Annotated in this window: 22 protein-coding genes and 1 pseudogene; 11 read left to right on the plus strand and 12 right to left on the minus strand. The window is 69.9% G+C overall.

The features are described 5' to 3' along the window. Nucleotides 1-175: 175 nt before the first annotated feature. Both H2Q94_RS22300 and H2Q94_RS22305 read left to right on the plus strand, forming a co-directional pair. The gene (locus H2Q94_RS22300; RefSeq protein WP_243789142.1) at nt 176-1,156 is read left to right on the plus strand and encodes a pentapeptide repeat-containing protein; all 981 of its coding nucleotides are present in this window, start codon (nt 176-178) and stop codon (nt 1,154-1,156) included. A gap of 907 nt (nt 1,157-2,063) precedes the next feature. Then, entirely contained in the window at nt 2,064-2,249 is a 186-nt protein-coding gene (locus tag H2Q94_RS22305; protein ID WP_184477964.1) for a DUF7455 domain-containing protein, read from the plus strand. Between the two features lie 65 nt (nt 2,250-2,314). Here the strand turns inward: H2Q94_RS22305 and H2Q94_RS22310 are convergent, their stop codons facing one another. After that, complete coding sequence (locus H2Q94_RS22310) at nt 2,315-3,523, minus strand: cysteine desulfurase-like protein (RefSeq protein WP_243789143.1); 1,209 nt, start codon at nt 3,521-3,523, stop codon at nt 2,315-2,317. 62 nt (nt 3,524-3,585) lie between these two features. Next, on the minus strand, nt 3,586-5,364 hold the full coding sequence (locus H2Q94_RS22315) for a DEAD/DEAH box helicase (protein WP_243789144.1): 1,779 nt from the start codon (nt 5,362-5,364) through the stop codon (nt 3,586-3,588). Nucleotides 5,365-5,808: 444 nt separating this feature from the next. Here H2Q94_RS22315 and H2Q94_RS22320 point away from each other — a divergent pair, with 444 nt between their 5' ends. Then, nucleotides 5,809-6,882, plus strand: a complete 1,074-nt coding sequence (locus tag H2Q94_RS22320) for a YihY/virulence factor BrkB family protein (protein ID WP_243789145.1) — start codon at nt 5,809-5,811, stop codon at nt 6,880-6,882. A gap of 66 nt (nt 6,883-6,948) precedes the next feature. Here H2Q94_RS22320 and H2Q94_RS22325 read toward each other — a convergent pair whose 3' ends face one another. Continuing rightward, on the minus strand, nt 6,949-7,203 hold the full coding sequence (locus H2Q94_RS22325) for a DUF3039 domain-containing protein (RefSeq protein WP_243789146.1): 255 nt from the start codon (nt 7,201-7,203) through the stop codon (nt 6,949-6,951). Between the two features lie 84 nt (nt 7,204-7,287). After that, nucleotides 7,288-7,608 (minus strand): DUF3099 domain-containing protein, encoded by a 321-nt coding sequence (locus H2Q94_RS22330; RefSeq protein ID WP_243789147.1) that lies wholly within the window; start codon nt 7,606-7,608, stop codon nt 7,288-7,290. A gap of 187 nt (nt 7,609-7,795) precedes the next feature. On the opposite strand from H2Q94_RS22330, the gene H2Q94_RS22335 reads away from it, so the two are divergent. Then, the gene (locus H2Q94_RS22335) at nt 7,796-8,464 is read left to right on the plus strand and encodes a lysophospholipid acyltransferase family protein (protein ID WP_243789148.1); all 669 of its coding nucleotides are present in this window, start codon (nt 7,796-7,798) and stop codon (nt 8,462-8,464) included. A gap of 3 nt (nt 8,465-8,467) precedes the next feature. On the opposite strand, the gene H2Q94_RS22340 is transcribed toward H2Q94_RS22335, so the two are convergent. Then, on the minus strand, nt 8,468-9,043 hold the full coding sequence (locus tag H2Q94_RS22340; RefSeq protein WP_243789149.1) for an HhH-GPD-type base excision DNA repair protein: 576 nt from the start codon (nt 9,041-9,043) through the stop codon (nt 8,468-8,470). Between the two features lie 86 nt (nt 9,044-9,129). Between H2Q94_RS22340 and H2Q94_RS22345 the strand changes: the two genes are divergently transcribed. From H2Q94_RS22345 to H2Q94_RS22355, 3 genes are all read left to right on the plus strand, one after another. Beyond that, nucleotides 9,130-10,644 carry a DUF7782 domain-containing protein gene (locus tag H2Q94_RS22345; RefSeq protein WP_243789150.1) on the plus strand — a complete coding sequence of 505 codons (1,515 nt, stop codon included), beginning with the start codon at nt 9,130-9,132 and terminating at the stop codon, nt 10,642-10,644. After that, nucleotides 10,644-11,069: a D-aminoacyl-tRNA deacylase gene (gene dtd / locus H2Q94_RS22350; RefSeq protein WP_243789151.1), complete on the plus strand. Its 426-nt coding sequence runs from the start codon at nt 10,644-10,646 to the stop codon at nt 11,067-11,069. Before H2Q94_RS22345 ends, dtd begins: the two co-directional genes overlap by 1 nt. A gap of 406 nt (nt 11,070-11,475) precedes the next feature. After that, nucleotides 11,476-12,447 (plus strand): sigma-70 family RNA polymerase sigma factor, encoded by a 972-nt coding sequence (locus H2Q94_RS22355; RefSeq protein ID WP_243789152.1) that lies wholly within the window; start codon nt 11,476-11,478, stop codon nt 12,445-12,447. Nucleotides 12,448-12,568: 121 nt separating this feature from the next. On the opposite strand, the gene H2Q94_RS22360 is transcribed toward H2Q94_RS22355, so the two are convergent. After that, nucleotides 12,569-13,276 carry a tyrosine-protein phosphatase gene (locus H2Q94_RS22360; RefSeq protein ID WP_243795851.1) on the minus strand — a complete coding sequence of 236 codons (708 nt, stop codon included), beginning with the start codon at nt 13,274-13,276 and terminating at the stop codon, nt 12,569-12,571. 140 nt (nt 13,277-13,416) lie between these two features. Between H2Q94_RS22360 and H2Q94_RS22365 the strand changes: the two genes are divergently transcribed. Next, the gene (locus H2Q94_RS22365) at nt 13,417-15,069 is read left to right on the plus strand and encodes a fumarate hydratase (protein WP_243789153.1); all 1,653 of its coding nucleotides are present in this window, start codon (nt 13,417-13,419) and stop codon (nt 15,067-15,069) included. Between the two features lie 313 nt (nt 15,070-15,382). Here H2Q94_RS22365 and H2Q94_RS22370 read toward each other — a convergent pair whose 3' ends face one another. From H2Q94_RS22370 to H2Q94_RS22395, 6 genes and pseudogenes are all read right to left on the minus strand, one after another. Beyond that, the gene (locus tag H2Q94_RS22370; RefSeq protein ID WP_243789154.1) at nt 15,383-15,844 is read right to left on the minus strand and encodes a hypothetical protein; all 462 of its coding nucleotides are present in this window, start codon (nt 15,842-15,844) and stop codon (nt 15,383-15,385) included. 165 nt (nt 15,845-16,009) lie between these two features. Beyond that, nucleotides 16,010-16,903 carry an alpha/beta hydrolase family protein gene (locus H2Q94_RS22375; protein ID WP_243789155.1) on the minus strand — a complete coding sequence of 298 codons (894 nt, stop codon included), beginning with the start codon at nt 16,901-16,903 and terminating at the stop codon, nt 16,010-16,012. 138 nt (nt 16,904-17,041) lie between these two features. Next, the gene (locus tag H2Q94_RS22380; RefSeq protein WP_243789156.1) at nt 17,042-19,897 is read right to left on the minus strand and encodes a bifunctional acetate--CoA ligase family protein/GNAT family N-acetyltransferase; all 2,856 of its coding nucleotides are present in this window, start codon (nt 19,895-19,897) and stop codon (nt 17,042-17,044) included. Nucleotides 19,898-19,981: 84 nt separating this feature from the next. Next, entirely contained in the window at nt 19,982-21,157 is a 1,176-nt protein-coding gene (locus H2Q94_RS22385) for an acetoin utilization protein AcuC (protein ID WP_243795852.1), read from the minus strand. Between the two features lie 93 nt (nt 21,158-21,250). Continuing rightward, nucleotides 21,251-22,240, minus strand: a pseudogene (locus tag H2Q94_RS22390) (IS481 family transposase); the annotation flags it as partial. A gap of 534 nt (nt 22,241-22,774) precedes the next feature. Further along, entirely contained in the window at nt 22,775-23,623 is an 849-nt protein-coding gene (locus tag H2Q94_RS22395) for a sulfurtransferase (protein WP_243789157.1), read from the minus strand. A gap of 136 nt (nt 23,624-23,759) precedes the next feature. Here H2Q94_RS22395 and H2Q94_RS22400 point away from each other — a divergent pair, with 136 nt between their 5' ends. The 3 genes from H2Q94_RS22400 (at nt 23,760) to galE (ending at nt 26,683) form a co-directional block, all read left to right on the plus strand. Then, nucleotides 23,760-24,458 carry an iron-dependent transcriptional repressor DtxR gene (locus H2Q94_RS22400; protein WP_243789158.1) on the plus strand — a complete coding sequence of 233 codons (699 nt, stop codon included), beginning with the start codon at nt 23,760-23,762 and terminating at the stop codon, nt 24,456-24,458. Next, nucleotides 24,455-25,633 carry a galactokinase gene (galK, locus tag H2Q94_RS22405; RefSeq protein ID WP_243789159.1) on the plus strand — a complete coding sequence of 393 codons (1,179 nt, stop codon included), beginning with the start codon at nt 24,455-24,457 and terminating at the stop codon, nt 25,631-25,633. The genes H2Q94_RS22400 and galK overlap by 4 nt, the downstream gene beginning before the upstream one ends. A gap of 87 nt (nt 25,634-25,720) precedes the next feature. Next, nucleotides 25,721-26,683, plus strand: coding sequence for a UDP-glucose 4-epimerase GalE (gene galE / locus H2Q94_RS22410; RefSeq protein ID WP_243789160.1), 963 nt, complete (start codon nt 25,721-25,723; stop codon nt 26,681-26,683). Nucleotides 26,684-26,743 lie beyond the last annotated feature (60 nt).

Raw genomic sequence — 26,743 nt, forward strand, 5'->3', positions numbered from 1 at the left:
GCGGTCACCACGAGCGGAGATTGACGAGACGATCAGGTTCCTCGCGGGGCTTTGACCGATTTCGCGGACGAGAGCTCGCCCGCGCTCGTCACTCCTGGTGCCGGACCGGATGCATTCGGGTGTGATCTCGGGATTCCGCTGCGTCAGCCGACCACGGCTCAGGATGATCAAAACCGTGAGTAGACCTGCGGCCGCGCACAGGCACACGGTGCTGTCCAACAAGGTGATCGCATCGTGGGCGATCGGGCTCGCGGTGCTGGGCGCGACCGCCATCACCGTCCTCTGGCTGATCGGCAGCGGCCAGCACGCGTCGACTCGGCTGGACGCGATCCGGACGGCCTTGAGCATCGTGTTCGGCGGTGGCGGCGCGGCCGGGCTACTGCTGACCGCTCGCAGGCAGCGGACCACCGAACTCGACATCGAGATCAAGAGCCACGACGCGACCGAGGCTCGCATCACCGAGCTGTACGGCAAGGCCGCCGAGCAGCTCGGCAACGACAAGGCACCGGTGCGGCTGGCGGGCCTTTTCGCGCTGGAACGACTCGCCCAAGGGCATCCGGAACATCGGCAGACCATTGTGGACCTGATCTGCGCCTACTTGCGGATGCCGTTCGACGCGACCGCCTCGGACGAGGGCACTTCGGACGCTGAGAGCGCCGCTGCTCCGGTGCAGGAGCAGGAGGTGCGGGACACCGCCCAAACCGTGCTGGCCGGGCATCTGCGGGCTGATGAGGGCGCCGCGGACCTGTTCTGGCCGGACATCCGGGTGAACCTGGCGGGCGCGACGCTGAGCACGTTCGGGTTCGCCCACTGCCACGTGCATCACGCGACGTTCGCCGGAGCGCGTTTCGTCGGCCCCGCCGTGTTCCGCGGCGCCACGTTCGACCGGCAAGGCGACTTCCGCTCCGCTCGGTTCACCGGACTGGCCGAGTTCCGCCGGGTCACGTTCGGCGGGGAGGGCGCGAACTTCCGAGGCGCGGAGTTCGAGGGCGAAGTGCAGTTCGGCACGCGCACCGTCGCGACCGTGGCCGAGGCGAGGACCGTGACGACCGATGGAATCCGCCGCAGGTGGCCCGACGGCTGGGTCGAACGAGCGGATCCGGAACGGGAGGGCTGGGCTCGACTGGTCCGATCAGGTGGAGAATCTTCTCGATAGCCGTCGCTCCGTGTAAAGATCGCGGCATTCCGCGCGCTGTGCGCAAAGACCCGAGAGCAGGTGAACAACCATGAAGAGGTATTGGGCGCCCGGCCGGTCCGGTGTGCTGTGCATCCGTGAGGACGGATGGCGCGCTCCGGTGCTCTGTCATGGTGTTCTCCGCGAACTTCCACGCGATTAGGTGATCGCGGCGGCCGCGGAGTGCATCCGCGACCGACCAGCGAGACCACGACCACCGCCCTCTGCCGGACGTTGATCGCTCAGATCGAGAGAAGATCTTTGAGCTCGTTCGTCGGCACCCGTGCGACTTGGTGGTCGCATCGCCACGTCCCCTCATCGGTCTCCCCGATCTCAGCGCTCGAACGGCCGGCAAGCACAACGCGATCCGGCTAGGCCCGCACGGGGGCACCGGTCGCCCCTCCCGTACCTTCGGCCCCGGGGCGCGCGGTACCGGGTCGTTGAGACCGACTCAGCACGACTCGAAATTCGGACTTTTTCCGGCGTTCAGAAGTGATTCATCGCACAGTAATTTCGGGGAATTTCGCGCATCCGAGCGTTCGCCGTCGTTCGCTTGCAGCAGAACGCGAGACGCCCCAGGCAGGGAATGCACACCCCGGGTACGCATGAAACGCCGGTCGGCGCAATTTGAGATTCACTATTTTCCCTGGTCAGGGGACTGAAAAAAATTTCTGTGCAGGTATTACCACGCTCCGCTACCGGCACTGCGGCAAGCGGGTACTTCGACGTGACGACGGTCGCCACTCGGCGCGGGAACACTGACGTACGGCTGTGCGTCTGCAAGAGTGGGGTAAGCGAGCACCGGCCCCGCCGCCAGTGGGCCACCGGTGGTCGCAGCAGGATCGAGGGCGTCGGGGACAACCCGGCGCCGGGACGGAGGGAGATCACGATGCCTGGAACGCTCACCCGCCCCGAGCTGACCGCCGCCGACCGCTGCGACCGCTGCGGGGCCGCTGCGAAGCTTCGCGCCGTACTGCCATCCGGCGGGGAGCTGCTGTTCTGCGGGCACCACGGCCGGGAGTTCGAGCCCCGCTTGCGGGAGATGGAAGCCGAACTCCAGCAGGACGAGCAGTAACACACCCGACCCGAAGGCCCCCGGAGAACGCGGTTCTCCGGGGGCCTTCGGCGTTGCGGCCCGGTTCAGGCCAGCTCGGCGAGCGCCTCCAGCAGCCGACGCACGTCGCCGGCGTCGGTGTAGTGGCACAGCGCGGCGCGCACCGCGCCCTCCTTGCCGAGACCGAGCGCGTCGACCGCTTCCCACGCGTAGGCGTGGCCGTACGACACGTTCACCCCTCGCTCGCCCAGCGCCCCCGCCACCGCCTCCGGTGACCGGCCCGGCACCGAGAACAACGCGATCGGGGTGCACGCTGCGCGAGGTGCTCCGATGCGGCGCACGTGCGACAGCCCGGCGATGCCGTCGAACAGCCGGGCCGCCAGCGCCTCCTCGTGCGCGATCACCGCGCGACGGCCGGCGCCGAGTCGTTCGCGGCGGTCGCCTGTGGCCGCCGAGTCGAGGTCCGCGAGGTGTTCGACCGCGGCCGTCACGCCCGCGAGCGCCTCGAACGAGGCCGTGCCCCACTCGAATCGGGCGGGGATCTCGTCCGGCGCGGGCAGCAGCTTGTCCGGGTTCAGCGTCTCCAGCGACCACGGGTCCGCCGCGACGACCGCGGCGAGGTGCGGTCCGGCCCACTTGTACGCGCTGGTCGCGTAGAAGTCGGCGCCCAGCTCGGCGATCCGCACTTCGGCGTGCGGGCAGTGCTGCACACCGTCCACGTAGCTGATCGCCCCTGCTTCGCGGGCACGACTCGTGATCGTTGCGACGTCCGGGATGCTGCCGAGCAGGTTCGACGCCGCCGTCACCGCCACCAGCCTCGTACGTTCACCGATGAGTTCGGTGACCCGAGCGGCGGGCAGCTCCCCGGTCGCCGGGTCGAGTTCGGCGAACCGCACGGTGGCGCCCGCGCGCTGGGCGTGCTGCACCCACGGCCGCACGTTCGAGTCGTGATCGAGCTTCGTCACCACCACCTCGTCGCCCGGCTGCCACCCGGCGGCGAGCACCCCGGCGAAGCGGTAGGTCAACGCCGTCATGCTGGGGCCGAACACCACGCACTCCGGAGCGGGAGCCCCGGTCAGGTCGGCGACGGCCGCACGCGCCTCGGTCACGACCGAACCCGCGCGCCTGCTGGACTCGAAGGTCCCGCCCACGTTCGACACCCCGGAGCGCAGCACCTCCGAGATGGCGTCGATGACCGCCTGCGGAACCTGGGTGCCGCCCGCGGCGTCCAGCCAGGACCGCCCGTCGGACAGCGCCGGGTACTGCGCCCGAACCTTCTCCACGTCAAATGCCATGGGAAGCAGGGTAAGGACGAGCGGTCACGCCGAGGTCGCGTCCGGTCACCCGTGGTCGACGATCACCAGGAGCGCAGCGTGGCGATGCGCTCCTCCAGCTGCTCGGCGCTGGCCATGGCGGTGGGCGGGCCGCCGCAGATCCGCCGCAGCTCGTTGTGGATCGCGCCGTGCGGCTTGCGGGTGCGGTGGTGGTGCAGCGAGACGAGCGTGTTGAGCTCCTTGCGCAAGCCCTTCAGCCGTTCCTGCACGCTCTGCGGGCGGCGGGCCTGCTCGGCCTGCTCAGCGCGTTCGGCGGCCTTCTGCGCCTTGTCCGCGGCTTCCCGCTTCCCGACGTCCTCCAGCTGCTGTTCCTGGCGCTGCCGCAGCAGCGCGCGCACCTGGTCGGGTTCGAGCAGGCCGGGCAGGCCGAGGTAGTCCTGCTCGTCCTCGCTGGTGCCGAACGCGGCCGTGCCGAACGACGAGCCGTCGTAGATCACCTGGTCGAGTTCGGCGTCGGCGCCCAAGGACGTGAACGCCTTCTCCTCCTCGCCCGGCTCGTCCTTGGTGCGGTTGGCGTCGGCGAGCAGCTCCTCGTCCCAGCCGTCCTTCTCCCGATGCGGCTTGCCGAGCACGTGGTCCCGCTCGGCTTCGAGCTGGCTGGCCAGTTCCAGCAGCACCGGCACGCTGGGCAGGAAGATGCTCGCCGTCTCCCCCGGCCGCCTGGCTCGCACGAAACGGCCCACGGCCTGCGCGAAGAACAACGGGGTGGACGCGCTGGTGGCGTAGACGCCGACGGCCAGCCGCGGCACGTCGACGCCTTCACTGACCATCCGGACCGCGATCATCCACTGGTCCTCGGAGTCCGCGAACTCGGCGATCCGCCCCGACGCCTTCGGATCGTCGGAGAGCACGACCACCGGTGCCGTACCGGTCATCCGCTCCAGCGTCTTCGCGTACGCCTTGGCCGTGACGTGATCGGAGGCGATCACGAGCCCGCCCGCGTCCGGCACGCCTCCCTTGCGCAACTGCTGAAGCCGGGTGTGCGCGGCCTGCAGCACCGACGGGATCCACTCACCGGCCGGATCGAGCGCGGTGCGCCAGGCCCGGGCGGTCTGCTCCGCGGTCAGCGGCTCGCCGAGGCGGGCCGAGAATTCGTCTCCGGCGTTGGTGCGCCACCGGGTTTCCCCCGAGTAGGCCAGGAAGATCACGGGACGGACCACGCCGTCGCGCAGCGCGTCGGAGTAGCCGTAGGAGCTGTCGGCCTTGCTGCGCATCGAGCCGTCCCCGTCCGGCTCGTAATTCACGAACGGGATCGGCGTGTCGTCGCTGCGGAACGGGGTACCGGTCAGCGCCAGGCGGCGCACGGCCGGGGTGAAGGCCTCCCGCACCGCGTCACCCCAGGACTTCGCGTCCCCGGCGTGGTGCACCTCGTCCATGATCACCAGCGTTTTGCGCCGCTCGGTGCGCACCCGGTGCAGCGTGGGATGCGCCGCGATCTGCGCGTAGGTGACGACCACGCCGCGGTAGTCGCTGGAGGCCACGCCGTCGGCGTTGCGGAACTCGGGGTCCAGCGGGATGCCTGCGCCGTCGGCGGCGGCCGCCCACTGGTACTTGAGGTGCTCGGTGGGAGCCACGACCGTCACTTGCTCGACGGTCCGATCGGCGAGCAGTTCCGCCGCGATCCGCAGACCGAACGTCGTCTTACCGGCGCCCGGGGTCGCGACCGCGGTGAAGTCCTGCGGACTGCTGGCGAGGTACTTGGTCAGCGCCCGGCGCTGCCACGCTCGCAGCGGACGCTGGGCGGCCTGCGCCGGGTCGCTGAGAACAGATCGGACGGGATGGTCGAGTTGTGTCTCGGACACGCTTGCTCGCCGCTCCTTCCTAAGGCTTCCCCCTCGCGATTCGCGCGGCACGGACCAACGGATCACCGGCCTGGCGCGAGCGGCCCCGCGGCTCGGGTGGAACCGGTCCACCCCTCCCGTCACGCGACATCGCGCCGAGCGGGAGATCCGCCGAGGGCGACCCGCAGCCTACCGTCCCGCCCTCCGTGACCGGGCGCACCGACCCGCGAGCCGGATTGAGATCGCACTGACACTCCCGGTTCGCCGGGTCCACGCCCGTTCGTGGTTCGCATGCAGCATCCTTGTAGCGCGATGGGTTCCTCAAGTCCGACCGACGACAGCCAGCGGCCCGGCCGGCACGACCGACGGCCGGCACCTTCCGATGCGCCGGAATCGGAGGAGGCTGCGCGGTTCGAGGGCGTCGCATCTTCCGATCAACCGCGACGGTGGGGCGACGACAGCACGATGATCGAACGCGAGACTCCGGTGAAGCGAGGACCGCTCCGGCTCGTGTGGCGCACGATCTACAAGGCCTGGTGGGACAACATCTTCTCGGAGTCGGCGGCGGCCGCCTTCTGGCAGACGCTGTCGATGCCGCCGCTGCTGCTGGGACTGCTGGGCAGCCTCGGGTTCCTGGGCGACTGGTTCGGCCCGGTGCTCGTCGAAGCGGTGCACGGCAAGATCCTGGCCGGGGCTCGCACCGTGTTCAGCGCCAACGTCGTGGACCAGATCATCGAACCGACGGTGCAGGACATCCTCACCCGCGGGCGCACCGAGATCGTGTCGGTGGGCTTCCTGCTGTCGCTGTGGGCGGGCTCTTCGGCGCTCGCCTCGCTGGTGGACTCGATCACGATGGCCTACGACCAGTACACGGTCCGGCACAGCGTGTGGCAGCGGATCTTCGCGCTGCTGCTGTACTTGGTCGCACTGCTGCTGGCGGTCGTCGGGCTACCCGTGATCGCACTCGGCCCGGAGTGGTTGCCGACGGTGTTCCCGCCGTCGATGCAGGACGACGTGGCGTGGCTGATCCAGGTGTTCTACTTCCCGGCCACGGGACTGCTGCTGGTGCTGGCGCTGGCGACGCTGTACAAGGTGGCGCTGCCGCGGAAGCTGCCGTGGCACCGGGGCGTCCCCGGGGCGCTGCTGGCGATGATCGTGTTCCTGTGCTCCAGCGTCGGGCTGCGCCTGTACATCACCTGGGTGACCGGTACCGGTTACACCTACGGCGCGCTGGCCACGCCGATCGCGTTCCTGCTGTTCGCGTTCTTCATCGGGCTGGCGATCATCATCGGTGCCCAGTTCAACAACGCCCTGCAGGAACTGTGGCCCGCGAAGATGACCCGCAAGGAACGCCGGAAGTGGCGGAGGCTCGAAATGCGGCGCGCGGAGCAGCGGCTGCGCACCGAGGAGGGCTACCGCGCGTGGCGCGGCGAGGACGAGCGCCCGAGCATCGGCGTCGAACTCCCACAGCCCACGGTGACGACCGCGCTGGCCCAGGAGGAACCTCGCGCGCGGCGTTCGGAAGGCGCTGAGGGGTAGCGGCGCACACCGCCGGGTGTCGCCGCCGCTACCTGACTCGCTGCGCGGACCGTTCTGAAAGAGCCCTCAGTCGTCGTCGCCACCACCGGGCGGCAGGCCTTCGAAGACCTTCTTGCAGTCGGGACACACCGGCGAGCCGGGCTTCGCCGACTTCGTCACGGGGAACACCTCGCCGCACAGGGCCACCACGTACGTGCCCATGACCGCGCTTTCGGCGATCTTGTCCTTCTGCACGTAGTGGAAGACCTCGGGGCGGTCGTCCTGGGTCTGTTCCGTGGTCTCCGGGCGGACATCGGTTTCCGGAAGCGTCGTCGTGCTCATCGCTCCATGATGCCGCACCGCGCGCCGTGCACGCCGCTCACCTCGACGACCGAACGGATCCACCCGCGGGTGAAACCACGGCGGTCAGGAGTCCTCGATCACCCGGTGATCCCCGGATTCCAGCTCCTGGCCGGAGTGCCGGTAGCGGTTGACCTGTTCGGTCTTACGCGGCGGACGGTCGTTGGCGATCAGCACCGCCATCCACGGCAGCGGGATGGAGATCGCCACGATGATCAACGCCAGCCACCAGATCTGGTAGCAGGCGGCACCGGCGATCAGGCACGGGATGCGCAGCGACATCATGATCGCGTACTTGCGGCGCCGCTCCGCCTGCTGATCGTCATGGGACGGCTGCGCCTCGGTGATCAGCACCGGGGTGTCGTCGCCGTGTTGCGTACTGCTCACGACACCACCTCCACGTCGTCCATCGTCCCACTCCCGACTCCCCCTGGACACCCTGGGAGCCGAATGACCGTTACCGCAGTTGAGACGGGATTCAACGCGGTCTTCACACGGCGGCGACGGACTGGACCATTGTCCCCGGTAGGTTCGAAGAACGGGTGCGGCCATGGTTCCAAGGCGGGGAGACGACATGTTCTACATGCTGACGAAGCGGGTCGTCGGCTCGGTGGCGCGAGCGGTGTACCGGCCGAAGGTCATCGGGGCCGAGCAGGTGCCCGCCGACGGGCCGGTGATCTTCGCCGTGAACCACTTGTCGGTGGCGGACAGCTTCATCGTGCCCCTCGTGGTCCCGCGCCCCGTCGCGTTCCTGGCCAAGGCCGAGTACTTCCAGGGCCGCGGGGTGAAGGGCAGGCTCACCCGGACCGTGTTCGGTTCGCTCGGCGCGATCCCGGTGCAGCGCGGCCGAGGCCGGGCGGCGAAGGAGGCGCTGGGAGCCGCCGAGCAGGTCCTGGCCGACGGCGGTGCGTTCGGCATCCATCCCGAAGGCACCCGCTCCCCCGACGGACGGCTCTACCGCGGCCGCACCGGGGTGGCCCGGCTCGCGCTCAGCGGGCAGGCGAAGGTGGTGCCGGTGGCGTTGAGCGGAACGGATCGGCTGCTGCCCATCGGGGCGAAGGTCCCGCGGCTCACACGGGTCACGGTCCGGTTCGGGGAGGCGCTGGACTTCGACCGCTACCACGGCATGGACAGCTCACTGCCGGTGCTGCGCTCGATCACCGACGAGATCATGTACGCGATCTCGGAACTGTCCGACCAGGAATACGTCGACCGCTACCAGTCCCCCTCCGCCGCGGCCTGAGCCTCACTTCTGCTTCGCGGCGGCCTTCTGCTGCTTCTTCCACGCGCGGACCTCTTCCAGGGTGTCCTGATCGAGGACGTCGGCGATGGAGCGACGGGCGTCCGGGTCGCCGTAGGCGCCCGCGGCCTCCCGCCAGCCGTCCGGCTGCACCTGCCACTGCTTGCCCAGCAGCGCCAGGAAGATCCGCGCCTTCTGGTCGCCGTACCCGGGCAGTGCCTTGAGCCGGGCGAGCACCCGCGCGCCGTCGGGCTCGCCCTCGGTCCAGATCCGCTCCGGATCGCCCTCGTAGGTGTCCACCAGGTACGCGCACAGCGTCTGGACGCGCTTGGCCATCGAGCCGGGGAACCGGTGGATCGCGGGCGGGGTGGCGAACATGGCGGCGAACTCCTCCGGGTCCATCTCCGCGATCCGCTGAGCGTTGAGCTCGCCGATCCGTTCGACCAGGACTTTCGGCCCGGAGAACGCCTTCTCCATCGGAATCTGCTGATCGAGGAGCATGCCCAGCAGCAGTGCCAGCGGGTCCTCCGAGAGCAGCGCGTCGGCTTCGGCGTTCTGGGTCAGGTGCAGCTTGCGGCTCATGCCCGCAGGATCTCACGCAGCGGTCCGCACGTCCCTGTGCAGGCCGTTCGCAGCGGCCGTCAGGGCGGCGTGTGAGGATCGACCTCGTGATTCCGGATCTTTCAGCTGATCGTCTTGACCGTCTCCGCGCCGCGTTCCTGGAGGTCGGCTACGACGCCGACGGCGTGGTGGAAGTGCTCGGGCCGCAGGCCCACGCCGCATTGGGGCGCGGCGAGCCCGAACCCGCGCTGCGCGCGACCGCGGACGGCGGCCCGCTGGGCACGCTGGTGCGGCTGTTCCTGCTCGGTGAGGCCGAACCCGCCAAGGACGTCGAAGCCGCGCTGCGTCCGCTGCCGCTCGACGAGGCGGTGGCGGGCGGTGTGCTGGCCACCGACGGAGACGCGGTGCGCGCGGGCCTCGACATCCGTCCGCACGGCGCCGGCACGGACTCGTGGTGGGTGGTCTCCGACCTCGACTCCGACCTGCGGCCGGATGGCTGGGCGACGGGCGTCGACCACGTGCTCGGTGTCGGGCACGCCTCGCTGAGCCTGGTGCGGGCGACCTCCCGCAGGCAGGTCGGCTCGGTGCTCGACGTGGGCACCGGCTGCGGCGTGCAGGCGTTGCACGCGAGCACGCACGCGCAGCGGATCACCGCGACCGACGTGTCCGCCCGCGCGCTGGCGCTGGCGGCCGCGACGTTCCGGCTCAACCGCATCGACGTGGAACTCGCCGAGGGCGAATGGTTCGAGCCGGTGCGCGGCCGCCGATTCGACCAGATCGTGTGCAATCCGCCGTTCGTCGTCGGCCCGCCGCGAACCGATTACGTGTACCGCGACTCCGGCCTGGACGGGGACGACGCGAGCGCGCTGGTGGTGCGGCAGCTGCCGTCGTTCCTCAACGAGGGCGGCACCGGACAGCTGCTGGCGTCCTGGCTGCACCGCAAGGGCGAGGACTGGCAGGACCGGGTGTCGCGCTGGCTGCCGCCGGGCGGGGTGGACGCGTGGTTCGTGCAGCGCGACGTGGCCGATCCGGAGCTGTACGTGGGGACCTGGCTGCGCGACGCAGGCTTCGATCCGCGCTCACCCGCCGGACGCCGCAAGGCCGCGGAGTGGCTGGACTGGTTCGCGGCCAACGACGTCGACGGTGTCGGGTTCGGGTTCGTCACGTTGCGCCGCACCGACGCCGAGCGAGGCGAAGTCGTGTGCGAGGACCTCCGGCAGGCGTTCGACGACCCGCTGGGGCCGGAGAGCGATGCCTGGCTGCGCCGGGTGGACTGGCTGCGCGAGCACGGCTCGGCCGAGGGCCTGCTGGGCTCGCGGCTGGTCACGGCGCCCTCGACGGTGCTGGAGGAGGTCGCGTCCGCAGGCGAGGAAGGCTGGGAGCGGTTCGTGCACCGGCTGCACCGCACCGACGGACCCGGCTGGCAGCACGAGATCGACGAACTCGGGGTGCGGCTGCTCGCGGGATGCCAGGGGGCGATGCCGGTTCAGGATCTCGTGGAACTGCTCGCGCTCGGTTCCGGCGAGGACGCGGAGGAGCTTTCCCGCGCGGCGGTACCGATGCTTCGGGAACTGGTGCGGCACGGAATGGTGCTCCCTGCGGAATGGGCGGATGAGCGGTAATGCGCGCAGTGGTCAGCCGGGTCACCGAGGCCTCGGTGCGGGTCGGCGGCGAGACGGTCGGCAAGATCGAAGAAGCCGGGCTGCTGGTGCTATTGGGCGTGACGCATTCCGATGGCTCCGAACAGGCCGAGAGAATGGCGCGCAAACTGCACGAGATACGGGCGTTGCGCGATGAGGAGTCCTGCGCCACCACGGGAGCCCCGCTGCTCGTGGTGAGCCAGTTCACGCTCTACGGCGCCACTCGCAAGGGGCGGCGCCCCTCCTGGACCGAAGCCGCCCGTCCTGAACAGGCCGAACCTCTGGTCGCGGAGGTCGTGGAGCGGCTCCGGGACCGGGGCGCTCAGGTGGCCACCGGGAGCTTCGGCGCGATGATGGAAGTGGCGAGCGTCAATGACGGTCCATTCACGTTGTTGATCGACGTGTGAATGTAACGCTCGTTCTCAGCTGATCCTCAGACTTTGCGGAGCAACGGATGTGACCGCCGCGACGTCTCTTGGTCGAGCAGTTCGGGAACGAATTCGGGGTCGTGTTCGTTTTCCAGGTATCAACGCTTCGACAGCCAGGTCTACCGAGCCGCGGCCACATCCGATGTGACCGGCTCAGCGGCGAGTCGAGCGGAGTCCGGAACGGAACATCATGTTCTGCGTCGGCGCCGCTCACGGCCCACCGCGAACACGACTCCGACCCGACACCGCACGACACCAGACAGCACAACCGTCACATCCGGACGGCGTGGCATTCGGCCCGCAACACCGAGCGTACGCGTCCTCCACAGCGCGAGGCCGCGCCGTGAGTACGCCCCGCAAGCCAGCCCGTCAGGGAGGGAGCTCAATGACCGTCCCGCAGACCAACACCATGACCGCCGCCACCGACGCCGACCTCGACAACCAGGGCCCCTCGGCCGACCTCGTCCGGGTCTACCTCAACGGCATCGGGCGCACCGCGCTGCTGACCGCGCAGGAAGAGGTCGACCTCGCCAAGCGCATCGAGGCCGGTGTCTTCGCGAAGCACATGCTGGAGACGGACGGCAAGATCTCCTCCGAGCGGCGCAGCGACCTGCGGTCGGTGGTGCGCGATGGCCGGGTGGCCAAGAACCACCTCATGGAGGCCAACCTGAGGCTGGTGGTGAGCCTCGCCAAGCGCTACACGGGACGCGGCATGCCGCTGCTGGACCTGATCCAGGAGGGCAACCTCGGCCTGATCCGCGCGGTGGAGAAGTTCGACTACACCAAGGGATTCAAGTTCTCCACGTACGCCACCTGGTGGATCCGCCAGGCCATCACCCGCGGCATGGCCGACCAGTCCCGCACCATCCGGCTGCCCGTTCACCTGGTCGAACAGGTCAACAAGCTGGCCCGGATCAAGCGCGATCTGCACCAGAAGCTGGGCCGTGAGGCGACCGACGAGGAGCTGGCGGAGGAGAGCGGACTCACCCCCACGAAGGTGTCCGACCTGCTCGACCACTCCCGCGACCCGGTGAGCCTGGACATGCCGGTGGGCGCCGAAGAGGACGCCCCGCTGGGCGACTTCATCGAGGACGCCGAGTCGGCCGACGCGGAGAACGCCGTGATCTCCGGCTTCCTGCAGGACGACCTGCGCCGGGTGCTGGGCACCTTGGAGGAGCGGGAGCAGTCGGTGATCCGGATGCGCTACGGGCTCGACGACGGCCAGCCGCGCACCCTGGACCAGATCGGCAAGGCCTTCGGGCTGTCCCGGGAGCGGGTCCGCCAGATCGAGCGGGAGGTCATGTCGAAGCTGCGCCAGGGCGACCGGGCCGACCGGCTGCGGGCCTACGCCAGCTGACCGGGGGGTTCGCCCCGCCGCCCTGAACCGCACGTTCGCGTCCGGCTGACGAGGACTCGGCCGGACGCTCCCCAGGGGAGGTCGGACTCGCCCACGAGGCAGGTCCGGCCTCTCGCCCGTTTCAGTCCTGGCGGAACTTGTGCCGCCAGCGGTCGATCTCCTCGTCCGTCACGCCGTGGGACCTCAGCCAGCCCGCGGCGTCCTGCTCGTGCTCGGCGAAGCTTTCGAGCACGCCCTCGATGGCCTCGACCGGCGTGGAGATCAGTTCGCGCACATCCTCCTCGCTGACGCCCGGCGGCAATGCCGGCGCCATCTCCAGCCGCTGCAGCACCCGGAACATGTTGCGGTCGGTCCGCACGTAGTCCGCGATGATCGCGTCCGACCGCACGCCCGCCGCGCTCAGCAACAGCGCCGAGACGACCCCGGTGCGGTCCTTGCCCGCCGCGCAGTGCACGAGCACCGGCCCGTCCGCCTCCAACGCGAGCCGGAACACCCGCACCAGCTTGTCCGCCGCGTTCTGCAACGCCAGCTGGTACAGCACCGGCAGCGAATACGTCACCTCCGTGGAGTGGATCCCGGCGAGCAGTTCGATCTGGTGCACCTCGGCGACCGCCGCCAGCGGATGCGCGGTGCCGTTGAGCTCCGCCGCGTCCCGCAGATCCAGCACCAGCCGCGGCGGCCAGGTGATCCCGTCCGGTTCCCGATCTCCGGGCCGCGGAGCGTCGCTGCGCAGCACGATCCCCGAGCGCGTAGTCCCCTCACCGGCGGGCATGCCGCCGAGATCGCGCAGGTTGACCAGCTCCGCGAGGGCCTGGGACGTCGGATCCATCGTGGACAAGGGCGTCTCCCATCGGGTCGGCTTCGACCGACAGCGTCGCAGGTGCGCACGGTCACCAACAGACCTGATCCCCCACATCGCCCGGTGCGTTAACGTCACGACATTCCCCGAACGCGCAAAGGAGCGGCGTCGTGACCACCACGTTCGACTACACCGAGGTGCTTCCGCTCGGTCCGGACGACACCGACTACCGGTTGCTCACCACCGACGGAATCCGGACCGTGGAGGCGGCCGGGCGACGTTTCCTCGAAGTGGAACCGAGCGTCCTGACCGGGCTGGCCAGTGCGGCCGTCAAGGACATCCAGCACCTGCTGCGGTCCTCGCACCTGGCGCAGCTGCGCGCCATCGTCGACGACCCGGAGGCCAGTTCCAACGACCGGTTCGTGGCCACCGACCTGCTGCGCAACGCCTGCGTGTCGGCGGGCGGAGTGCTGCCGATGTGCCAGGACACCGGCACGGCCATCGTCATCGGGAAGCGGACCGAGACGGTGCTCACCGGCGGCGAGGACGAGCAACGGCTGGCCAGGGGCGTGTTCGACGCCTACCAGGACCTCAACCTGCGCTACTCGCAGATGGCTCCGCTCAACTTCTGGGAGGAGCGCAACACCGGCAGCAACCTGCCCGGGCAGATCGAGCTGTACTCCAAGGCCGGGACCGACCCGTGCTACGAGTTCCTGTTCATGGCCAAGGGCGGCGGCAGCGCGAACAAGACGTTCCTGTACCAGGAGACGAAGGCGCTGCTGAACCCCACGCGGCTCGCCAAGTTCCTGGAGGAGAAGCTGCGCTCGCTGGGCACGGCGGCCTGCCCGCCGTACCACTTGGCGATCGTCGTCGGCGGCACCTCGGCCGAGCACAACCTCAAGGTCGCCAAGCTCGCCTCCGCCCGCTACCTCGACGAACTCCCGCGAGAAGGTTCGGCGTCCGGGCACGCGCTGCGGGACGTGGAGCTGGAGGCGCAGGTGCTGGAGATGACCCGCCAGTTCGGCATCGGCGCGCAGTTCGGCGGCAAGTACTTCTGCCACGACGTGCGGGTGATCCGGCTGCCCCGGCACGGGGCTTCGCTGCCGGTGGGCGTGGCGGTGTCCTGCTCCGCCGACCGCCAGGCCAAGGCGAAGATCACTCCGGAGGGCGTGTTCCTGGAGCAGCTCGAACGCGACCCCGCGAAGTACCTGCCGGAGGTCGGCGACGAGCAGCTGTCCGACGACGTGGTGCGCATCGACCTGAACCGGCCGATGGCCGAGATCCGGGAGGAGCTCACGAAGCTGCCGGTGAAGACGCGGGTGTCGCTGACCGGTCCGCTGGTGGTGGCCCGTGACATCGCGCACGCGAAGATCGCGGAGCGCCTCGACGCGGGTGAGCCGATGCCGCAGTACCTGAAGGACCACCCGGTGTACTACGCGGGACCGGCCAAGACGCCGGAGGGCTACGCGTCCGGTTCGTTCGGTCCGACCACGGCCGGGCGGATGGATTCCTACGTGGAGCAGTTCCAGGCGGCAGGCGGCTCGCTGGTGATGCTGGCCAAGGGGAACCGCTCGTCGAAGGTCGCCGCGTCCTGCCAGGACAACGGCGGGTTCTACCTCGGGTCCATCGGCGGCCCCGCGGCGCGGCTGGCGCAGGACTGCATCCGCAAGGTCGAGGTCCTGGAGTACCCGGAGCTGGGCATGGAAGCGGTGTGGCGCATCGAGGTCGAGGACTTCCCCGCGTTCGTCGTGGTCGACGACAAGGGCAACGATTTCTTCGCGGACTCCACGAAGCCCACCTTGCAGATCTCCTTCGCCCGCTGAGCACCTTCGGAGCCCTTCGCGAATGGCCAGCGGGTCACTCGGCGGCTTCCTCCCTGCGGGGGCGGTTTCTCACCACGAAATCGCTGTCGCCGCGAGGAAGCCGCTGAGAACCCGCCGGAGGCCCAGCTGCTCAAGCTGTCCGGCTTCGTCTTTGACAAGGCGCAGACCACGATCACAGGGGCTAACGCACGACGGCCGGTGGTGCCCGATCGGGCACCACCGGCCGTTGCACACCACAAGCGCGGGAACGCACTTCTCCCGTAGGAGCCCCACCTCCTACGGGAGAAGTGCCAGCGACGCTCAGGTCACCGCGTCAGTTCCGCGGCACCTTCACGTCACGCTTTTCGAGCACGACGGTGCGCTCGTCCAAGGGAGCGTCCAACTGGACCGCCAGCGGCGGATGGCGCAGATCCATCGTGCAGATCCCCGGCGGTTCCGGGGTCTCGTTGACCAGCACGAGCTTCACCTGCTGGTCGGTCTGCTCGGCGATTTCGGCGTGCACCTTGCTGCAGCCGCCTTCTTGACCGTTAGTGACGACGACGGAGCCACCGTCCTGGGTCCACACCCGAGGCGCGGAACTCCCGGACTGCGACGTGGCCTTGATCAGGTTTTCCGGCACGGGTGTGCGTTCCTGCTCGGGCTTCGGCTCCACCGGAGTGGCCGGCGCCGGTGCCGGCGGCTGCCCGCCGAATCCGACCTCTTCTTGCTGTCCGGCGCAGGCGGTGAAGGCGAGGAGCAGCATGCCCGCGCCCACTGTGGTGTGTAGGCGTTTCATGCCCAGAAGACGGAGTGCGTTCGCCACCGGGTTGCGCGGAAGTGCGGATCTTTTGGGCGGACACTGCGGATTCCACCCTGAACACCATCAAAACCACTGGTCAGCGCCATTCACTGGGAACGTTCGCTCCCGATACCCGGCCGTGCCGATGCCCGGGGAACCGGTTCAGCGCCGGTCTCCATCCGTCGCTGTTGCTTCCTTGCGGGCGGTGGCGGCCCAGTCGGTGATCCAGTCGACGAGCACGCCGCTGTTGTAGACCCAAGCGTAGTGGCCGAGCTTCGGGGCACCCGCGACCTCGCAGGAGTAGTGCCGCCGGGTGCGCGGCGACGCGACCGCCTTCGCCGCCAGGTGATCCACTGAGGAGTCGGGGGCGAGTTCGTCGCCTTCCACGCTGACCGTCAGCAGCGGGATGTTCAGTTCCCGCAACGCCTTCTCGTAGTCGAACCGCGAGCCGCCGAGTCGGTAGCGGCCGGTGCGGCCCTGCCTTGCCCAGTCCTGCATGATCCCGGAGGGCTGCCTGCCGCCGAAGCCGAACCGCTCCCCTGGCCAGTGACCGAGCACGGTGCACAGGGCCGCGACGGCCTGGGTGGCGACGAGGTTCTTCCAGCCTTGCAGTCCGGGGAAGCTGCGGAACCACACGGAACCGGACGCCAGCAGCGTCACGCCGCGGACCCGGCCCGGATGGGCGGCGGCGAACAGCATCGCGATCTGCCCGCCGAGGCTGTGGCCGAGCAGGAACCGCGGCGCCTGCGGGAACTCGCGCTCGACGAGCTCCACGATGGCGGCGGCGTCCTCGATGAGGTCCTGGTATCCGAAGCGGATCCCCCGATGCGCGGCCGGCGTCGAGGCGCCTTGCCCGCGCGTGTCGACGCTCACCACGGCGCAGCCCCGCTCGTGCAGCTCCTGCAGGAAGGGCCGGTAGTAGGAGGCCGGGACGCCCATCGCGGGCAGCACGATGACGACCGGCGCCGCCGGATCGTCGGCGGCGAGCGCGCCGACGCTCAACCGGTGCGCACCCGCGGACACCACGCCCAGCTCGGTCAACGTCAGGTCGGCCATTCCGGGACTCCCGTTGTGAACTCGTCTCGTCGGTTCGGCACAGAATAACGACACGACCGAGTCTCGATGCGGATCAGGGGGCGACCCGAGGTGCCGCTGAGCGACCGGCTACTCGGACCTTCCGCGAAGAAGGGACATCTAGCGCAGCCTGCGCGGACCCGTGTCCGGTGTGGCGGCCGACGGACGCACGCTGACCCTGGCGCCGGTGACCCGCACCCCGGAGGCCGAGGCCAGCACCGGCTGCAACGTCAACTCCCGGATCTCCGGCAGATCCTCCACCAGCGTCGCGACCCGCAGCACCAAGTCCTCCAGCGCGGCCAAGTCCGCCGGTTCGTCCCCGCGGTACCCGGCCAGCAGCGGCGCCGCCCGCGGCGACCGGACCAGCGCGGCGACGTCCACATCGGTCATCGGGACCGCCCGGTACGCCTTGTCCCCCAGCAGCTCACTGGCCACACCGGACAGTCCGAAGGAGACCAGCGTGCCGAACGACGGGTCGTCCATCAGCGCGATCACGCAGGAATGGCCCCGCCCCGCCATGTTCTGCACGTAGACCTCGTCCGTGCCGGACACCCGGAGCAGGTCCGCGCAGGCGGCTCGCACCGTTTCGGCGTTCACCAGATCCAGCCGCACGCCCACCAGATCGGTGCGGTGCCGCAGCTGGTCATCCGCCGACTTCAGCACGACCGGGAAACCCAGCTCGGTCGCCGCGCGGACCGCCTCTTCCTCGCCGTGCACCCGGCGGAACGGCACCAGCTCGATCCCGTAGTGGCCGAGCAGCCGTACCGTCTCCGCATCGCTGAGCCGCCGCTCACCATCGGTCAGCGAAGCCTCGACCTGTTCCCTGGCCCGTTCCGGCGCGATGCCCTCCGGGCGGGTGAAGTGGCCCTGCGGCGCCGCTCGCCAGCGGGCGTAGCGGGTCGCCCTGGCCAAGGACAGCACCGCCCGTTCCGGGCTCGGGTAGGACGGCACCGAACCTCGGCCCGCCGAGCCGTCCGGCCCCGGCACCGCGAGTTCGTCCGGTACGCCTTCGGCGGCCAAGAAAGTCGTCACCACCGGCTTCGTCGCCGCGCTGCCCGCCTCTTGCAACGCCTCCCGCAGCGCGCGGGCGTAGGCCGTGCCGGGCACCGCGACGGGCGGCACAAAGACCGTGACCAGCGCGTCCACGTTCTCGTTGAGCGCCGCCTCGCGCACCGCCGCGGCGAACACCTCCGGTTCGGCCGCGGCACCCACGTCGACCGGTTCGGTCGCCAGCCGCAGCCCCTCCGCCTGCGCCACGTCCGCGGCCAGCATGCCCAGCGCCGACGAGTTCCCGACCACCGCGACCCGCTCACCGGCGGGCAACGGCTGGTGCGCGAGCAGCTGCGCCGTGTCGAACATCTGCGCCACCGACTCGACGCGGATCACCCCTGCCTGCTCGAACAGGGCCTGCACGCTGGTCTCGTCGACCTGCACCGAGGTCGCCGCCAATCCCGCACGCACCGCGTTGCGGCCGGACTTGACCACCACGATCGGCTTGGTGCGCGCCAGTCGCCGAGCCAGCCGGGCGAACTTGCGCGGATTGCCGAACGACTCCAGGTACAGCAGCACCACGTCGGTGGCCGGGTCGGTCTGCCAGTACTGCAGCATGTCGTTGCCGGACACGTCGGCGCGGTTGCCCGCCGAAACGAAGGTGGACAAGCCGAGGCGCCGTTCGGTCGCGGTCGCCAAGATCGCCACACCCAACGCACCCGACTGGCAGAAGAACCCGGTGCGGCCGCTGCCCGGCAGGCGCGGGGCCAGCGTCGCGTTGAGCCGGTACCCCGAATCGGTGTTGACCACGCCCAACGCGTTGGGGCCGACGACCCGCATGCCGTGGACCCGCGCGGCCCGGACCATCCGGCGTTCGATCTCCCGGCCGTCCGGGCCGGACTCGCTGAACCCGGAGCTCACGATCACCAGGGCCTTCACGCCCTTGGCCAGGCAGGCGTCCAGGACCTCGTCGATCCCGGCCGCCGGGATGGCCACCACCGCGAGGTCCACGTCGTCGGGAATGTCGAGCACCGAGGGGTACGCGCGCACTCCGCGCACCGCGCGGTGCTCCGGGTTGACCGGGTACACCGGCCCGGCGAAATCCGCGGTGAGCAGGTTGACGAGCACCGCGTGCCCGATCTTGCGGTGATCGGTGGACGCGCCGATCACCGCCACCGCCCGCGGGTGCAGCAGGTTGTGCACGCTGCGCGCCTCGGCGGCCTGTTCGCGGGCGCGGGCGACCGCCAGCGACTCCTCGGTGGGGTCGATGTCGAATTCCAGGTGCACCACGCCTTCTTCCAGCGCACGCCGCACCTGGTAACCGGCGTCCCGGAACACCCGCACCATCCCCGAGTTCTCCGCGAGCACTTCCGCGACGAACCGGTCCAGGCCGCACTCCTGGGCGGCGGCGGCCAAATGCTCCAGCAGGATGGAACCGAGGCCACGGCCCTGGTGCTCGTCCTCGACGACGAACGCCACCTCCGCGGAGTCCTGCTCGTCGAGGCGGTCGAAGCGCCCCACCGCGACGATGTCGTCGCCGAGCAACGCCACCAGCGCGACCCGGTTCCGGTGGTCGACGGTGCTGAACCGCTCCACGTCCCGCTTCGGCATCCGCGGGTACGGGCCGAAGTAGCGGAAATAGCGGGTGCGGTCGCTGAGCCTGCCGTGGAACGACACCAGCTGGTCGGCGTCGGCCGGCGTGATCGGGCGCAGGTGCACGGTCCCGCCGTCGGACAGCACGACGTCGGCCTCCCATCGACGCGGGTAGGGCTCGTCGAGCACCACGTTCGAGGGCGGCTCGGCCTGCGCATCCGGCTGTTCGGTGGGCTGTTGTTCGGTGGGCTGCTGTTCGGTGGGTGGCTGGTCGGCGGCCGAGGTTTCGGCCTGTGCGGGTGCCGCGTTGCTCACGGTCGTGCCGTCGCCGCTCCGCCGTTCCTCCGGCACACCGTCACCGTTCGGATCACGCCGCTTCGCCCCGCCGCCCATCAGCCAGCACCCTCTCAACCGCACCGGCATCGAGCAGGCCGGGCGCACTGCGCCGCCGGTGCGGGCACGCGTGCGCCGCCGATGTCAATCGCGAACATCGGCCGGATCCAAACCGTGCAACGGGAACAACGCGTGTCGCGCGTCCCGGATCGCAGTGTCCACCGTGGACTCGGTGACCCCGGTCCACGGTACGAACGCCGGATCCTCCCCATCTGTCAACGAAGCGGGCAGCGGAACGTTCCCCACCACCCGCAACGCGTGCGCCAGCCAATCCTGCGGCAGCGACGTTCCCGGGTCCAGGTCGCGATCGAGCGCGGTCGCCAGCAGATGCGTCCAGCTGCGCGGCACCACGCGGTACAGCGAATAACCGCCACCGCCGAGCGCGACCCACTTGCCACCCGCGTAGCGCTGCGCCAAGTCTCGCAGGCTTTGATACGAGGCCCGCTGGCCGTCGACCGACATCGCCAGATCCGCCAGCGGATCCTCCCGGTGCGTGTCCGCCCCGGACTGCGTCACCAGCACCTGCGGTCCGAACTCCGCCAGCAGCGACGGCACCACGGCGTGGAACGCCCGCTGCCAGTCCGCGTCGCCCGTTCCGGGCGGCAGCGCAACGTTCACAGCCGACCCCTCCGCACCCGTACCACCGGTCTCGGTGGCGAATCCGGTCCCCGGCCACAACGTGATCGGGTGCTGGTGCAACGAGACGGTCAGCACTCGCGGGTCGTCGTAGAACGCGGCCTGCACCCCGTCGCCGTGGTGCACGTCCAGGTCGATGTAGGCGATGCGTTCCACGCCCTGCTCGAGCATCCAGGCGATGGCCACGGCGCAGTCGTTGTAAACGCAGAAGCCCGCCGCCCGCTCCGGCATCGCGTGGTGCAGCCCACCGGCGATGTTCACGGCCCGCTCGGCCCGGCCCGAGACGACCTGTTCGGCGGCGGTGATCGACGCCCCCGCGATGAGCGCGGAAGCCTCGTGCATGTCGTCGAAGATCGGGTTGTCGTCCGTACCCAACCCGTACCCGACGCCCCAGGCCGCGGTCGGGGCCGAACGGACCGCCGCCAGGTAGTCGGGCCGGTGGACTCGCAACAAGTCCTCGTCCGAGGCCGGCCGCGGCGGCACCGGCGTCACGTCGTCCAACAGGCCCAGCGACCGCGCCAAGCGCATCGTCAGATCAAGTCGAACCGGATGCAACGGATGCTCGCCGCCGAGGTCATAGCCGAGAACCGACTCGTCCCACACCACCGCGCACGTGTCACCCATTGCCCGAACGCTACCCGCCCTGTGTCCACCACCACAGTGCGCTGGTTCACACGTTCGGCCATCGGCTCGTTTTGCTTTGGTGGTCGGGTAGCTGTTGTGTCTTGTGAGGTTGGGGACGCGGCTGGCGGGTGGGTGGCCGCCGAGTGCGGTGTGGCCGCGGTGGTGATTGTAGGTGTGGAGCCAGTGTGGGAGGGCGTTTCGGCGTTCGGTGTCGGAGAGGTAGAGCTGGGCGTAGGCCCATTCGTCGAGCAGGGTGCGGTTGTAGCGTTCGACTTTGCCGTTGGTTTGGGGTCGGTAGGGGCGGGTGCGGAGGTGTGTGATGCCGGCGGCGGTGAGTGTGGCGGTCCAGAGGTGGGAGCGGTAGCAGGAGCCGTTGTCGGTCAGTACTCGGAGCACGGTGATCCCGGCATCGGTGAAGAATGTGTGTGCTCGTTGCCAGAACGCGGCGGCGGTTTCGCGTGTCTCGTCGGGAAGGATTTCGGTGTAGGCAAGCCGCGAGTGGTCATCGACGGCGTTGTGCAGGTAGCTGTAGCCGATGGCGGGTTTCTTCCCGCCGGCGCGGCGGCGGTCGGTGACGGTGGCCTGGCTGTTGTGGCTGCCGGCCTGGCGGCCGAGGACTTTGCTGCCGCCGCCGTCGGGGACGTTGCCGACTTTCTTGATGTCGACGTGGACGAGGCCGCCGGGCTGCGGGTACTCGTAGCGGCGGATCACCCGCCCGGTGGCCCGGTCCAGGTGTGCGAGCCGGGCCAGCCTGTAGCGGCCCAAGACCCGGTGCACGGTAGCCGGGTTCAAGCCCAGCAAAAACGCGATCCGTGCCGGCCCCCACCGGCGGATCACCCGGACCTTGATGATCCGCCGCTCGGTGCGCGACGGAGTGCGCCGCGGACTGTGATGCGGACGCGAGGACCGGTCTGCCATCCCCGCCTCGCCCTCGGTGCGATACCGATCCGCCCACCGTTGCGCGGTGCTGGGCGAGACTTGGAAACGCTCAGCCGCACGCCGCAACGGCCAGCGATCGTCCACGACACACCGAGCCAGACGCAGCCTGCCCGTCTCAGTCAACGGAGCGTTACGGTGACACACGAGGACCTCCAGGTATTCGGTGCAGATGTCGTGATCCACACCGAACCCGGAGGTCCTCACTCATTCCAAGATCATCCGCCCCGTGTCCCCCGTTCACAACCTCCCGAGACACAACAGGTAGCGGAACCTCAGTGAGCCTCTCGCTGCGGGATCTTTTTCCCGAGTGGCTCCGCCACGAGGGAAAAAGCTGTCCTCGCGAGAGGCTCACTGAGAACCCGCCGGTGGTCACCTTTTTGACGTGGGCTATGTGCTTCGCACATACAGGCACGGCTTCGCCGCAAGGCACGGCCGTTGGCCGTAAGGCAGGCGGGCTTCGCCGCCCTTTGCGGGCTTCGCCGCTGAGAACCTGCATGTGGTCGGCTTTTCGACGTGGGCTATGTGCTTTGCACATACAGGCACGGCTTCGCCGCAAGGCACGGCCGTTGGCCGTAAGGCAGGCGGGCTTCGCCGCCCATTGCGGGCTTCGCCGCTGGAGGGCGTTGCTTGCTGGGAGGTTTTGTTGCTCGGGTGGCTAGGTCGGATGAGCTTGCGGGGTCAGGGGGTTTCGCCTGTTTTGGCAGGGCGGGTGGGGTCTGTCGTCCAGTGGGACCAGGAGCCGGCGTAAAGGGCTGCCGGGTTGGCCGGGCCGCTGAGGCCTGCGTGTTCCAGGGCCAGCAAGGCCGAGCACGCTGTCACGCCTGAGCCGCAGTAGGTCGCGACTCGGGAGGTGCCGTCCACGCCTAGTTCGCGGAACAGCGCCGCGACGTCCTCCGGTGGCCGCCATGTCCCGTCCTCGGTGACGTTGGACGCGAACGGGGCGTTGCGTGCGCCGGGGATGTGGCCGGCCCGCGGGTCAACGGGTTCCACCTCGCCTCGGTATCGCTCAGGTGCGCGGGCGTCGAGCAGTCGCCCGTCCTCCGCCATCCGCGCCGCCTCGTCCGCGTTGATCACCGGCAGTGAATCCGGGACGACCTGGAAATCCGTCGGCACGACCTCCGGCACCTCGGCCGTGACCGGGTTTCCTCGCGCGACCCAGGCCCGGTATCCGCCGTCGAGCACCCGGACCCGTGGATGCCCCGCCCATCGCAGCAACCACCAGGCTCGCGCGGCCGCCGAACCGTTGTCCGCGTCGTAGGCCACGACCTCCCGCTCCGCGGTGATCCCCGCCCGCCGGAACACGGCTTGCAGGTCGGCGGCGGCGGGCAACGGATGGCGGCCGCCCGCGCCGGGTGGCGCGGAAAGTTCGGTGTCGAGATCCACGAACACCGCGCCCGGTAGGTGATCCTGCTCGTAGTCCTGCCTGCCGGGCGGCCCCAGCAGGCTCCACCGGACGTCGAGCAGCACCGGCGGGCGCGAACCCGCAAGCTGTTCGGAAAGATCATCCACGCTGATCAGCGGGTCCATGTCGACCTCCTGGACGGAATGCGGGACTGAGCCGGAACAGCGGCCCCGAACACTGGAAACGGCTGCTCGGAAGCCACCGACCGGCGGTAGTGCCGCAGGACTAGAATCGTGGGTGGGACTGCAACGGGGAGCCAGCGTGAACGATCTCATCGATACCACCGAGATGTACCTTCGCACCATTTACGACTTGGAGGAGGAGGGTGTCGTCCCGCTGCGCGCCCGAATCGCGGAACGCCTGGAACAGAGCGGGCCGACCGTGAGCCAGACCGTGGCTCGGATGGAACGCGACGGACTGCTCACCGTGGCCGAGGACCGGCACCTGGAGCTCACCGAGGCGGGGCGTACCCGAGCCGTTCGGGTGATGCGCAAGCACCGGCTCGCCGAGCGGTTGCTGGTCGACGTGATCGGCCTGGAGTGGGAACACGTGCACGACGAGGCGTGCCGGTGGGAGCACGTGATGAGCGAGGCGGTGGAACGCAAGCTCGTCGCCCTGCTCGGCAACCCCGCCACTTCCCCGTACGGCAACCCGATTCCCGGTCTCGAAGAGCTCGGCGCCGAGCCGCAGCCCGCACCCGTGAACGAGTCCGACCTGCAGCGCGTCGACGAGATCGCCCGCCAGGGCGGCGGCCGGGCCACGGTATGCCGAATCGCCGAGCACGTGCAGCTCGACCCCGACCTGATGAGCGAGCTCAAGGAAGTCGGGCTGATGCCCTCCCAGGAGATCGAGATCGTTCCGGTCACCGGAGTGAACAAGCCGATCGAGGTCAACGGCCCCAAGGGCAGCACCCAACTCGCCCCCGGCATCGCCCACGCCGTCCTGGTCCGCGCCCGGTGAGCCCCGCGGAGTCCGCCGCCGAAGCGTTCGGCGGCGCGCACGGGCATGCCCCGAGCGCGGTCTGGTCCGCCCCCGGCCGGGTCAACTTGATCGGTGAGCACACCGACTACAACGACGGTTTTGTGCTGCCGATCGCCTTGCCGCACCGGATCGCGGTAGCCGCCTCGCCGCGCACCGACGGGATGCTGTCGGTGGCCACCCTCGGCGACGACGACGTGCTGCACCGAGCGGATCCGACGCCGCTGGACGCACTGGCTCCCGGTTCGCAGACCGGCTGGGCCGCGTACCCCGCCGGAGTCGCGTGGGCGCTGCGCGGACAGGACATCGACATTCCCGGAGCGAACCTGGTCATCGCCGGGGACGTGCCCGCGGGCGCCGGGCTGTCGTCCTCGCACGCGCTGGAGTGCGCGGTCGCGCTGGCGCTGCTCGACCTGGCCGGTCGGCCCGCGGACGGGCCGGATGCGGCGCCGCTGTCCGACATAGCCCGCTGGGTGCAGATCTCGGAGAATGACTTCGTCGGCGCCCCCACCGGCCTGTTGGACCAGACCGCCTCGCTGAGTTGCACCGAGTCGCACGCGCTGTTCTTCGACGTGCGTTCCGGTGAGCTCGAGCAGATCCCGTTCGACACCGGCGCGGTCGGCCTCGAACTTCTGGTGATCGACACCCGGGCGAAGCATTCGCACAGTGAGTCCGGGTACGGCGAGCGCCGGCGCGGCTGCGAGCACGCCGCCGAGCTGCTCGGGATCAAGGCGTTGCGGGACGTGTCCGTCGCGGAACTGGACGGCGCGCTCACCGTGCTGCCGGACGAGCTGCGCCCGCTGGTTCGCCACGTCGTGACCGAGAACGATCGGGTGATCTCCACGGTCGCCGAACTCGACGCCGGTGATCTCGCCGCGATCGGGCCGCTGCTGACCGCCTCGCACGTGAGCATGCGCGACGACTACCGGATCTCCTGCCTGGAACTGGACGTCGCGGTGGATGCGGCGCTGGAGGCCGGTGCGCTGGGCGCCCGGATGACCGGCGGCGGTTTCGGCGGGTCGGCCATCGCGCTGGTCCGCGCGCAGGACCGGGAGGAGATCGGGCAGGCGGTGCTCAACTCCTATGCGGAGCACGGGCTGACGACGCCGCGGTTGTTCACCGCGACCCCGGCGGGAGGGGCCGGCCGAGACCGATAGCCTCGCCCGCTCAGCCCCGCGGTGCCGCGGGGCCGCCGAGTCAGCATTCTCAGGCGAGTCCGACGTCTCAGGAAAGGCAGAACCTCCGTGAAGCTCCTCGTCACCGGTGGTGCGGGATATGTGGGCAGCGTGTGCGCGGCACGTCTGCTGGAGAACGGCCACGACGTCACCGTGGTCGACGACCTCTCGACCGGTCACGCCGACGCGGTGCCGCCCGGCTGCACCTTCGTGCAAGCAGACATCGCGGCGGCCGCCGGTGACCTGCTCGCCGACGGGTACGACGGGGTGCTGCACTTCGCGGCCAAGTCGCTGGTCGGCGAGTCGATGCAGGATCCGCACAAATACTGGCAGGGCAACGTGCTCACCTCGCTGCGCCTGCTGGAGGCGGTTCGCCGGCACGGCACGCCGCGACTGGTGTTCTCCTCCACCGCCGCCACCTACGGCGAGCCCGACACCGTGCCGATCCCGGAGACCGCTCCGGCCCGGCCCACCAACACCTACGGAGCGACGAAGCTCGCGATCGACCACGCGATCAGCTCCTACGCCACGGCCCACGGCCTGGGCGCGGTGAGCCTGCGCTACTTCAACGTGGCCGGTGCGCACGGCGCGTTCGGCGAGCGGCACACCGTCGAGACGCACCTGATCCCGATCGTGCTGCAGGTCGCGCTGGGGCAGCGCGAGCAGGTGCAGATGTACGGCGACGACTGGCCCACCGAGGACGGCACCTGCGTCCGTGACTACATCCACGTCACCGACCTCGCCGACGCGCACCTGCTGGCGCTGGACAACGCCCGTCCCGGTGAGCACCGGATCTACAACCTGGGTAATGGAACCGGGTTCTCGGTGCAACAGGTGATCAAGACCTGCCGCGAGGTGACCGGTCACCCGATCCCGGCCGCGGTGGCACCGCGCCGGGCCGGTGACCCAGCGACGCTGGTGGCCGCCAGCGACCGCGCTCGCGAAGAGCTGTCCTGGAAGCCGAAGCTGGCCGACCTGTCCGTGATCGTGCGCGACGCCTGGGAGTTCACCCGCGACCGCCAGCAGGCCTGATCCGTCCCGGTGCCCGGCCGCCGAACCACCGGGCACCGGATCGGTTTTCCGTTCGTGGTG

The sequence above is a fragment of the Saccharopolyspora gloriosae genome (genome assembly GCF_022828475.1).
GTDB lineage: Bacteria > Actinomycetota > Actinomycetes > Mycobacteriales > Pseudonocardiaceae > Saccharopolyspora_C > Saccharopolyspora_C gloriosae_A.

Bases quoted from the DNA above. Each gene is read 5' to 3' on its own strand.
- H2Q94_RS22305 (WP_184477964.1), top strand. From the start codon at position 2,064: ATGCCTGGAACGCTCACCCGCCCCGAGCTGACCGCCGCCGACCGCTGC.
- H2Q94_RS22310 (WP_243789143.1), bottom strand. From the start codon at position 3,523: ATGGCATTTGACGTGGAGAAGGTTCGGGCGCAGTACCCGGCGCTGTCC.
- H2Q94_RS22320 (WP_243789145.1), top strand. From the start codon at position 5,809: ATGATCGAACGCGAGACTCCGGTGAAGCGAGGACCGCTCCGGCTCGTG.
- H2Q94_RS22325 (WP_243789146.1), bottom strand. From the start codon at position 7,203: ATGAGCACGACGACGCTTCCGGAAACCGATGTCCGCCCGGAGACCACG.
- H2Q94_RS22335 (WP_243789148.1), top strand. From the start codon at position 7,796: ATGTTCTACATGCTGACGAAGCGGGTCGTCGGCTCGGTGGCGCGAGCG.
- H2Q94_RS22340 (WP_243789149.1), bottom strand. From the start codon at position 9,043: ATGAGCCGCAAGCTGCACCTGACCCAGAACGCCGAAGCCGACGCGCTG.
- dtd (WP_243789151.1), top strand. From the start codon at position 10,644: ATGCGCGCAGTGGTCAGCCGGGTCACCGAGGCCTCGGTGCGGGTCGGC.
- H2Q94_RS22355 (WP_243789152.1), top strand. From the start codon at position 11,476: ATGACCGTCCCGCAGACCAACACCATGACCGCCGCCACCGACGCCGAC.
- H2Q94_RS22360 (WP_243795851.1), bottom strand. From the start codon at position 13,276: ATGGATCCGACGTCCCAGGCCCTCGCGGAGCTGGTCAACCTGCGCGAT.
- H2Q94_RS22370 (WP_243789154.1), bottom strand. From the start codon at position 15,844: ATGAAACGCCTACACACCACAGTGGGCGCGGGCATGCTGCTCCTCGCC.
- H2Q94_RS22375 (WP_243789155.1), bottom strand. From the start codon at position 16,903: ATGGCCGACCTGACGTTGACCGAGCTGGGCGTGGTGTCCGCGGGTGCG.
- H2Q94_RS22380 (WP_243789156.1), bottom strand. From the start codon at position 19,897: ATGGGCGGCGGGGCGAAGCGGCGTGATCCGAACGGTGACGGTGTGCCG.
- H2Q94_RS22385 (WP_243795852.1), bottom strand. From the start codon at position 21,157: ATGGGTGACACGTGCGCGGTGGTGTGGGACGAGTCGGTTCTCGGCTAT.
- H2Q94_RS22395 (WP_243789157.1), bottom strand. From the start codon at position 23,623: ATGGACCCGCTGATCAGCGTGGATGATCTTTCCGAACAGCTTGCGGGT.